Source organism: Dietzia cercidiphylli (assembly GCF_014145145.1).
Lineage (GTDB): Bacteria > Actinomycetota > Actinomycetes > Mycobacteriales > Mycobacteriaceae > Dietzia > Dietzia natronolimnaea.
On sequence record NZ_JAALEA010000496.1, the window covers coordinates 1 to 9,522 of the forward strand.

10 protein-coding genes are annotated in these 9,522 nt (G+C 70.4%); 1 reads left to right on the top strand and 9 read right to left on the bottom strand.

Annotated elements, in window-relative coordinates; all coding sequences use genetic code 11:
• Positions 1–50: 50 nt before the first annotated feature.
• The 4 genes from G6028_RS16205 to G6028_RS16220 all read right to left on the bottom strand — a co-directional run bounded on the left by G6028_RS16205 (position 51) and on the right by G6028_RS16220 (position 3,707).
• Complete coding sequence (locus tag G6028_RS16205) at positions 51–842, bottom strand: ABC transporter ATP-binding protein (protein WP_182609808.1); 792 nt, start codon at positions 840–842, stop codon at positions 51–53.
• Between the two features lie 2 nt (positions 843–844).
• Positions 845–1,819, bottom strand: coding sequence for an ABC transporter permease subunit (locus tag G6028_RS16210; protein WP_182618301.1), 975 nt, complete (start codon positions 1,817–1,819; stop codon positions 845–847).
• Entirely contained in the window at positions 1,816–2,799 is a 984-nt protein-coding gene (locus G6028_RS16215) for an ABC transporter substrate-binding protein (protein WP_182659487.1), read from the bottom strand. The genes G6028_RS16210 and G6028_RS16215 overlap by 4 nt, the downstream gene beginning before the upstream one ends.
• Before the next feature lie 104 nt (positions 2,800–2,903).
• On the bottom strand, positions 2,904–3,707 hold the full coding sequence (locus tag G6028_RS16220) for an SIP domain-containing protein (RefSeq protein ID WP_182609805.1): 804 nt from the start codon (positions 3,705–3,707) through the stop codon (positions 2,904–2,906).
• A 194-nt stretch (positions 3,708–3,901) separates the two neighbouring features.
• On the opposite strand from G6028_RS16220, the gene G6028_RS16225 reads away from it, so the two are divergent.
• Positions 3,902–4,771 (top strand): oxygenase MpaB family protein, encoded by an 870-nt coding sequence (locus tag G6028_RS16225; protein ID WP_182641648.1) that lies wholly within the window; start codon positions 3,902–3,904, stop codon positions 4,769–4,771.
• A gap of 103 nt (positions 4,772–4,874) precedes the next feature.
• On the opposite strand, the gene G6028_RS18115 is transcribed toward G6028_RS16225, so the two are convergent.
• The 5 genes from G6028_RS18115 to G6028_RS16250 all read right to left on the bottom strand — a co-directional run.
• The gene (locus G6028_RS18115) at positions 4,875–6,020 is read right to left on the bottom strand and encodes a linear amide C-N hydrolase (RefSeq protein WP_338404259.1); all 1,146 of its coding nucleotides are present in this window, start codon (positions 6,018–6,020) and stop codon (positions 4,875–4,877) included.
• Positions 6,004–6,549 (bottom strand): DUF421 domain-containing protein, encoded by a 546-nt coding sequence (locus G6028_RS16235; protein WP_095718483.1) that lies wholly within the window; start codon positions 6,547–6,549, stop codon positions 6,004–6,006. The genes G6028_RS18115 and G6028_RS16235 overlap by 17 nt, the downstream gene beginning before the upstream one ends.
• A 106-nt stretch (positions 6,550–6,655) precedes the next feature.
• Positions 6,656–7,537 carry a sulfite exporter TauE/SafE family protein gene (locus G6028_RS16240; protein ID WP_182609803.1) on the bottom strand — a complete coding sequence of 294 codons (882 nt, stop codon included), beginning with the start codon at positions 7,535–7,537 and terminating at the stop codon, positions 6,656–6,658.
• A 54-nt stretch (positions 7,538–7,591) separates the two neighbouring features.
• Complete coding sequence (locus G6028_RS16245; protein ID WP_182659488.1) at positions 7,592–8,188, bottom strand: rhodanese-like domain-containing protein; 597 nt, start codon at positions 8,186–8,188, stop codon at positions 7,592–7,594.
• A 105-nt stretch (positions 8,189–8,293) separates the two neighbouring features.
• Positions 8,294–9,522 (bottom strand): MBL fold metallo-hydrolase (locus G6028_RS16250; RefSeq protein ID WP_182659489.1); only part of this gene is annotated, 1,229 nt, incomplete at its 5' end.

A 9,522-nucleotide genomic window follows, 5' to 3' on the forward strand; every position in this document is an offset into this window, starting at 1 on the left:
GGGCCGGCCGAGGCGGCGGGCCGGCCGAGGCGGCGGGGCCAGGCGGGGCCTCAGCCCAGGAACGCCTTGTCGGACAGCGTCGCGCCCTTGATGTTGGCGAACTCCTTGAGCAGGTCCTGCACGGTGAGCGACGCCTTCTTCTGGTCGTCGGCCTCGTAGACGATCCGGCCCTCGTGCATCATGATCAGCCGGTTGCCCAGCCGGATGGCCTGCTCCATGTTGTGCGTGACCATGAGCGTGGTGAGCCCGCCCTCGCGGACGATCCGTTCGGTGATCGTGGTGACCAGCTCGGCCCGCTGCGGGTCCAGGGCCGCGGTGTGTTCGTCGAGCAGCATGATCCGCGGTTGGGTGAACCCGGCCATGAGGAGCGAGAGCGCCTGTCGCTGGCCTCCCGAGAGCAACCCGACCTTGGCGGTGAGCCGGTCCTCGAGACCCAGCTCGAGCATGGCGAGCTGGTCGGCGAACTGCGCGCGGCGCTTCTTGTTCAGGCTGGGGCCGAGTCCACGTCGCCTGCCCCGCAGGACCGCGAGCGACAGGTTCTCCTCGATGGTGAGGGTGGGCGCGGTCCCGGCCAGCGGGTCCTGGAAGACGCGGCCCACGTACTTCGCGCGCTTGTGATCGGGCAACCGGGTGACGTCCTTGCCGTCGATCTGAATGCTGCCGCCGTCGGCGATCAACCGGCCGGACACGGCGTTGAGCAGGGTCGACTTGCCGGCGCCGTTGGAGCCGATCACGGTGACGAAGTCGCCCTCGGCCATCGTGAGGCTGAGACCGTGGAGTGCGCGGCGCTCGTTGACGGTGCCCGGGAAGAAGGTCTTGGACACATCGGTGACTGTCAGCATCGTCAGGTCTCCTTGGCGCCGGTCGCGGCGGTGTCGGCGGACTCGGGCCCGGCGTCGACGGCGGTCCCGGCGCCCGCCACCGCGCGCTCGTTCGCGGCGACCGCGGTCGTGGGCTTGCGCCCGAACCGACCACCCATGGATTTCCACTTGGGCGCGAGAAGCGCTATCACCACGAGCACGGCCGTGACCGCCCTCATGTCGTTCGGGTTGAGCCCCACCTCGAGCGCGATGGCGATGATGAGCTGGTACAGGACCGCGCCCACGATCACGGCGTACACCGCGAGCCACAGCCTGCGCTGGCCGAGGATCGCCTGGCCCAGGATGACCGAGGCCAGACCCACGAGGATCAGGCCGATGCCCATCGAGATGTCGGCGAAGCCCCGATACTGCGCCAACAGCGCGCCGCACATGCCCACGAGGCCGTTGGACAGGGCGAGGGTGAGGGTCTTGGTGAAGTCGGTGGAGACACCGAACGAGGAGATCATCGGACCGTTGTCGCCCGTGGCGCGGATCGATAGTCCCAGGTTCGTGGTGAGGAACCAGACGACGACGAGGCCGAGCAGTCCCACGGCCACCGCGAGGATGGCGACGCCACCCCAGGTGCCGAGGATGCCGGCTTCGCGCAGCGGGGTGAACGCGTGGTCCTGCCGCAGCAACGGCGCGTTCGCGCTTCCCATGATCCGCAGGTTGACCGACCACAGCCCGATCATGGTGAGGATCCCGGCCAGGAGGCCGTCGATCTTGCCCTTGGTGTGCAGCAGGCCGGTGATGATCCCGGCCAGGAACCCGGTGACGAAACCCGCGAGGGTCGCGAGCACCGGGTTCCAGCCTGCGAGAATGCCCGTCGCCGCGGTGGCGGCACCGGTGGTGAAGCTGCCGTCGACGGTGAGGTCGGGGAAGTTGAGAACGCGGAAGGTCAGGAAGACCCCCAGCGCCATGACCCCGTAGATGAGGCCTACCTCGACGGCGCCGATCACTTCTTCTCAGCCTCGGCGAGGATGTCCTCCGGGATGGTGACGCCCTGGCGCTCCGCGGCGTCCTCGTTGACCACGTAGGTGAACTCGGCGGCGGTCTCCACGGGCATCGTGGCCGGGTCCTCGCCGTCGCGCAGCATGCGCAGCGCCATCTCGCCCGTCTGGCGGCCCAACTCGGTGTAATCGATTCCCAGCGTGGCGACGGCGCCGCCCAAGACGGTGCCCTCCTCCGCGGCGATCACGGGGATCTGCTTGCTCTCGGCCACCTGGACGAGAGCCGCGATACCGGAGACGACCATGTTGTCGGTCGGTACGTAGATCGCGTCGACGTCGCCGAGCGCCTCGACGGCCTGCTGGATCTCGTTGACCGAGGTGACGGTCTGGGTGACGATCTCCAGGTCGAGCGGGCCGGCGGCCTCCTCGGCCTGGTCCACCTGGACCTGCGAGTTGACCTCGCCCGAGGCGTAGACGATGCCGACGCGCTCGGCGTCGGGGACGATCTCCTTGAGCAGCTCGAGCTGCTCGTCGATCGGCGCGGCGTCCGAGGTGCCGGTGACGTTGGCGCCCGGCTCCTCCATCGAGTCGACGAGCTCGGCCGAGACCGGGTCGGTGACCGCGGTGAACAGCAGTGGGATGTTGATGATGTTCTGGGCCATCGCCTGGGCGGCCGGGGTCGCCACCGCCAGCGCGAGGTCCAGGTCGTCGGCGGCGAACTGCTGCGCGATGGTCAGCGCGGTGGCCTGCTCACCGTTGGCGTTCTGCTCGTTGAACTCCACCTCGACACCGGCGTCGGCGAAGGCCTCCTTGAAGCCCGCGGTGGCCGCGTCGAGAGCGGGGTGCTGGACGAGCTGGTTGATGCCGATCGTGTAGGACTCGCCGCCGCCACCGGCGGCGTCATCGTCGGAGCCGCCGGTGCAGCCTGCGAGGACGAGTGCCGAGGTGGCCACCAGTCCGGTGAAGAGCGTCGCGCGTGAGAATGCCATGTGCCATGCCTTGTCTACGGTCACGGGTGAGCGTGAGGGGCCGGATGCGTTAACAGTGCTGGCACATGAGGGTACCGGGTCACACCGACCGCGTAACCCGGGACTCACCTCACGGGTTGCTGATCCGGCTCCGATTCCGCCAACTCGCGTTTCCAGGTGCGGAAACCCTCCTCAGTGCGGCCCCGGCGCCAGTATCCCGAGATCGAGGCCCGCCGGGCCGGGACGCCGCGTCCGGAGCGCAGCAGGGGGCGCAGATGCTTCATCACGGTCTCGGCCTCGCCGTGCACGAACACCTGCACGTCGCCGTCCGGCCACGGCATCTCGCGGAGGGCGACGACCAGCGGCGCGTCGCCGTCGATCCGTCCGGGGCCGGCGTGGGTGGAGGGGGTCCCGCGGTGCAGCCAGGTGATCCGCACCCCCTCCGGAGCGGTGAGCGACACCTCGTCGTCGTCGTCTCCCACCTCCAGGAACACCGCTCCCACCGAGTCCTCGGGCAGGGCCTCCAGCGCGGCGGAGATCGCGGGGACCGCGGTCTCGTCCCCGGCGAGGAGGTGGAAGTCCGCCTCGGGGTCGGGACGGTACCCGCCGCCCGGCCCCCGGACGGTGACGTCGGTCCCGGGCGCGACCGTCCGGGCCCACGGCCCCGCCACGCCCGCGTCTCCGTGCACGACGAAGTCGATCCAGATCTCGCGGGCCGGGAGGTCGACGCGACGCACGGTGTAGGTCCGCACCACGGGGCCGTCCTCGGAGGGCAGTTCGAGTTTGACGTAGCTGTCGGTCTCCGCGCGCGGGGCGAAGGCGTCGAACCCCGCGCCGCCGAGGACGACCCGGACCATGTGGGCGCTCACCGTCTCGGTGCGCAGCACGGTGAGGGTGGTCGGGGTGGGGCGCTTGCGCTCATCTGCCACGGGGGCCTCCTTAAGTTAGGCAACCCTATCCTGCCAGTCCCGGCGTCCCGGCGTCCCGGCGTCCCGGCGTCCCGGTCGAGCGGTCGAGCGGTGGGTTCCTTCCCCTCGCATCCCAATGTAAGATATATGTGATCTGAAACTCGGCCACATACGACATGATCGCGCGGCACGCGCAGTGCACAGGGAGTGACGTGATGAACCCAGGAACGCGATCCGTCGACGCAGGCCTCGACCCGATGAGGATCCGGCACCTCCCGGACCTGTCCACGCACCTGTGGTTCTGGCTCCCCGCCGCGAACGTGGTGATGCAACTCGCCGACCCCGCCGTCGGGTACGGCGTGGTCGAGAGCCGGGTGGACCGGGGCCGCGGTGACCTCCGCCCGATCAAGCGCGGGAGGACCACCGCCCAGTACCTCGCCGTGGCCACGTTGGGGAACCAGGAGGACCGGAAGTTCTTCCACGAGGCGGTGCGGCAGATCCACGCGCAGGTCTACTCCACCGGGTCCAGTCCGGTCCGCTACAACGCCAACTCCGCGGCCTCACAGACGTGGGTGGCGCTGTGTCTGGTCCGCTACTACACCGATCAGTGGGAGATGGTGCACGGGCCGCTGTCGGAGGCGGAGCTCGACCGGGTGATCGAACTCGCGCGACCGCTCGGGACCACCCTGAACGTGCCCGAGGCCCGCTGGCCGTCGACCTGGGCCGAGTACCAGCGACGATTCGCCGAGGGCATCGACGGCGTCCGGATCGACGACACCGTCCGCGAGTACCTCCAGGCACTCGCCGACTTCACGGTCCTCGAGGTCCGGATGAAGCAGCTGGGGACACTCGCGCACAAGACCCTGGGGCCGTGGAGTCTGTCCATGACCAAGTTCGCGGTCCCCGAGCGGATCCGTGACGAGATGCGCTGGACGATCACCCCTCGGGATCTCAGGCGCCGACGGGTCCTCGTGAACCTCGCGGCCGCGCTCGACATGGTCCTGTCCAGGCCGCTGCGCGTGGTCTACACGCTCAACCTGTGGGACCTGCGGGCGCGCCGACGGCTGGGGGTCGGCGTCTTCTGAGAACGGGTCGCGCACGCCCCGGGCGCCCGACGGGCGGGGCTGGGGACGGGCAGGGCACCCGGCGGGCTGGGCTGTCGACGGGCGGGGCGCCCGGGAGCCGTTCTCAGGATGCGCGGAGGAACTCCATGGGGGCCGTCGCCTCGAAGTGCGCGCTGACCTCTCCGACGAGGCCCCCCTCGAGCCCGGTGTCGGCGACCAGGTCGAGCTTGCGCACGGGTGCGCCCTCGGACAGATCGAGGCCGTCCAGCCGGACCCAGACGATGTTGGGCCGACCGGTGTCCTCGAAGACGTACACACCGTCGACGTGGTCGGTGATGGTCCGCCACAGGGTGGTGGAGGCGTTGGGGTGGTCGGGATCCGGCACGCGGAACGGTTGGGACGCGTTGCGCATCACGCTCAGCAGCTCCGCGACAGCCCTCGTCCGGTCGGCGGGCGCCGGGAGCCGGTCCAGGTAGAAGGCCGCGCGGGCGAACCTCTCGTCGGCGTCCGTGCCCCCGGGGAGCGGGCGGTCACCGCCGAAGCCCTCGATCTCGTGGAGGCGTTCGAGCTGCTCTGCGAACGGCGGCGAATTGGTCATCACCGTGTAGGACCGGTCATGCCAGATGTGGGGCTCGCCGTCGATGTACTCGATGATCGCCGAGTCGCCGCTGCGGTCGTCGAGCGCCAGGTGGACGGTGACGGTGGTGCCGGTGACCGGGTCTCCGGATGTCCGGATCTGGACCCGGGACTGACGCATCCACTCCACGGCCTCGGCGACGGTGGCGAAGCTGTCCCGAGTCCCAGCGCGAGCGGTCGGGCCAGCTGGTCGCCCATCGCGAGGTAGTTGTCGAACAGGTCCTTCATGAACTCGCCGCCGCCGACCTCGATCGGTCCCGGGTCCTCGCGCGGCGTGCCCTGTTGCCTCGACCACTCGTCGGGTCCGGGCATGACCATCACACACAGCGCCCGCATGGTGTCCAGGGAGAACTCCTCGACCGCGTCGAGGACGGCACTCCCCGTGCCCTGGGCGTTCGCTCGTCCCACCGCTTCGAGGGAGCCGTTCAGGGCGCCCGGAAACGCGACGCCCGCGCTGACGAATGCACCGAACAGGGACGCCCGCGCGAGAAAGGCCCTCCGGTTGAATTGATCCATGACCCCGCCTTTCCCTAGCGCAGTGGGGTCGCCGTAACGATGTGATATTCCTCACGCCACCGGTCGGGGATGATTTCTTTATCCCTCGAGCTATCCCTCGATCAGCCCTCGTTGTCACGGATGTCGTGTCGGCCCGTGAAGGGCAGGAGGCTCGAGGCGTCGCCCAGATCGTCGCGACCGATGACCCCCAGGCTGCCGTCCTGTTGGAGGATCACCGCCGCGACCTGCTCGAGCGAACCCTTCCCGGATTGCCGGGCCGCGGTGTGGACGTCCTCCTCGAGAAGGCGGTGGCTCCGTAGCGCCCTGCCCTGCATCCGTCCCTGGTAATAGAGGAGGATCGGCGGGCTGTCCAGCAGGGACCGGACGCGCGGAGACCGCGCGCGGACCGCCGCGAACAACCACTGGACGCCCACGAGTAGCGCCAACACCAGGACCGTCTGCGCCAGCGGCACCTCGGTGGCGGTGAGTGTGCGCCCGAACGCCGAACCGATGGTCACCGCCACGATGAAGTCGAGGGGCGTCATCTTGGCCATGGTGCGTGGGCCGGATACCCGGAGGATCACGACCAGGGCGACGAAACCGCACACGACCATGACGACGGAGTGGACGACCGGTTCCCAGCCGTCCCAGAGCAGAGTTGTATCCATGACGCGAATGGTGCGCGCACCGCGGTCGGAGGACAACCGGCGTCGACGGGAACGGCCCCGACCGCACGGGCCGTGGTCCGTGCGGTCGGGGCCGTTCAGCTCCGCGTCACGAGGCCCGCGCGGCGATCGGAGTGGCGGATCTCAGCGGGCAGCGGTCCTTGGCGGCGAGGAGGCAGGTGGCCGCGGCAGTGCCCAGGATGGCGACGGTGCCCAGGATGATCGGTGCGGCGGGGAAGGGCAGTTCCTGGGACAGGACGAAGGCTCCCATGAGCAGGACGAAGAAGCCGAACCCCTTGCGCAGCGCCTTCTCCGGGACGACCGAGGTGAGCCGGATGCCGACGAAGGAACCGGCGATGGCGGCGGCGGTGACGGCGGCGACGAGCGGCCAGTCCAGGCTGACCGAGGTGAGGTAGCCGCCGAGTCCGGCGAAGGATTTCATGGCGATGACCAGCAGGGACGTGCCCACCGCGACGGTCATCGATAGACCCGCCAGGAGCACCAGGGCCGGGACGACGAGGAATCCGCCGCCCGCACCGACCAGTCCGGTGGCGGCGCCCACGACGAGACCGTCGAGCAGGATCCGCCACAGCGGGTGGTGATGGGTGGTGCTCTGGCCGTCGCGGTCCCTGCGGCCCTTGATCATGGCGCCCGCGGTGGCGATCATCATGATCGCGAAGGCGACCATCAGGACGGTGCCGGGGATGTAGCCGCCGGCCAACCCGCCGCCGAACGCGCCGACCATGCCGGCGGCGCCGAAGATCAGGCCGGTGCGCCACCGGACGTTGCCCTTGCGGGCGTGGCCGAACAGGCTGACCAGCGAGGTCGCGCCGACGACGAACAGCGAGGTGGCGATGGCCTCCTTGGGATCGAGTCCGCCGATGTAGGTGAGCAGCGGGACGACGAGGATGGAACCGCCCCCGCCGAGCAGGCCCAGGGACAGTCCGACCAGGACGGCCAGGGCCACGACGATGATCGTGGTGATCTCCATGTCAGGTGCCTTTCTCCGGCGGGGCGCCGGTTCCGGTGTCGGGGGTCGGGTGGGTCAGGAGCGGGCGGGCAGCGAGTCGAGCACGGAGCCGAGTCCGGGCTCGTCGGCCGAGCGGTTCCACGGCATCTTCGACAGGGCGGCGGCCATGGCGCAGGAGTTGCTCGCGGCGGAGTAGGTCAGCCCGGCCCCGATGGCGCCGGCGAGGTAGGCGAACTTCGGGGAGAGCACCTTCGAGGCCGTCACGCCCACCAGCACGAGGGAGCCGGCGGCCATGCGGACCTGCCGGTCCATCGCCCACGGGCCCGCGCCGCGGACGACCTCGCCGCCGGCGGACTCGAACGCGGCGATCCCGCCGTCGAGGACGGTCACCGAGTCGGGGTCCACGCCCACGGACTCGAGGCGCTGGCCCGCCTGGCGGGCGCGGTTGCCCGACTGGCAGATCAACACGACCTGTCCGGGCAGGCGGGAGGCGAACTCCTCCCCGTGCTCGGCGAGCAGGGGCAGCGGCACGTTGTAGGAGCCGCGGATGTGGACCGAGGAGTACTCGGCGCCGGATCGCACGTCGATGACGGTGGGCGGGGTGTCCGAGTGCATCGCATCGCGCAGGTCGGCCGGGGCGATGGTCGGGGCGTGGGTGAGGCTGGAGAGCATGGGTGGTGTCGGCCCTTTCGTGTGGGGAGTCGGAGTGGCGGCGGGTCGCCGCGCGGCCGGGAGCCGGACGGGTGGTCCGGCCCCCGGGGTGTGCGGTGGGTCCGCTCAGGCGGAGACGAGGGTGCGCTCGGACCAGGCGGCGTAGCTGCCCTCGAGCTCGACCACGTGGTAGCCGGCGCGACGCAGTGCACTGGCCGCGACCGAGTTGCGGACGCCGCTCTGGCAGTACGTCACGATCGGCCCGTCGGTCGGGAGCCGGTCGAGGTTCCACAGGAGCCGGCCGCCGCTGAGCTGGTCGGAGCCCGGGATGTGCCCCTCGGAGTGCTCGGTCTTGTTCCGCACGTCCAGGACCATGGCGGCGTCGAACGCGTCCAGCTCGTCGGGCCCGATCATCTCGGGGGTCGTCATGGGCAGACCCTCGAGGCCGGTGGTGTAGCCGGTGACGGTGTCGATGCCGACCCGCAGCAGGTGATCCCGCAACGCCTCGGCCATCTCGACGTCCCGGGCGAGCACCACCAGGGGCGTGTCCTCGGACTCGGGGTCGTACACCCAGGCGCCGAAGGAGGCGGCCTTGTCGACGCCGGGGATGTTGAGCGAGCCGGGGACGGTGCCCGCGTGGACCTCGTCCTGGCCGCGGGTGTCGACGACGACGACCTCGTTCGTCTCGAGGGCGTCGGCCACCTCCGCGGAGTCGTAACGGCGCAGCGGGGCCAGCGGTCCGAGGACGTCCGGACCCTGCCGGTTCTGCCGCTTCATCCGCCCGAAGTACGCGTGCGCGTCCGGCTGGCCGTCGAGGAGTTCGGAGACGAAGCCCTCCTCGTCGTCGTCGTTGACGTACCCCGCCCACCACGCGTATCGACGCTCGTACCCGACGCTGGTCGACGGAAGCGCGCCGAGCGCCTTGCCGCAGGCGCTGCCCGAGCCGTGGCCCGGGAAGACCTGGACGTGGTCCGGCAGCGTGACGAACGAGTCCTTCAGGCTCCGGAAGATCTGCTTGGCGCCGGCGAAACGGGTGTCGACCCCGCCCGCGGCCTCGTCGAGCAGGTCGGGCCGGCCGAGGTCGCCGGAGAAGACGAAGTCGCCGGTCAGCATGTACCCGGGGGTATCGGCGAACGCGCCGTCGGTGATGAGGAACGACAGGTGCTCCGGCGTGTGGCCCGGGGTGTGCACGGCCTCGACGGTGATGTTGCCGAGTGTCAGCCGGTCGCCGTGGTACAGGCGCTCCGCGGCGAAGCGGTACTGCCAGTCGTCACCGCCCTCGCCGGAGACGTAGACGGTCGCCCCGGTGGCGGCCGCGAGTTCGCGGGTGCCGGACAGGTAGTCGGCGTGGATGT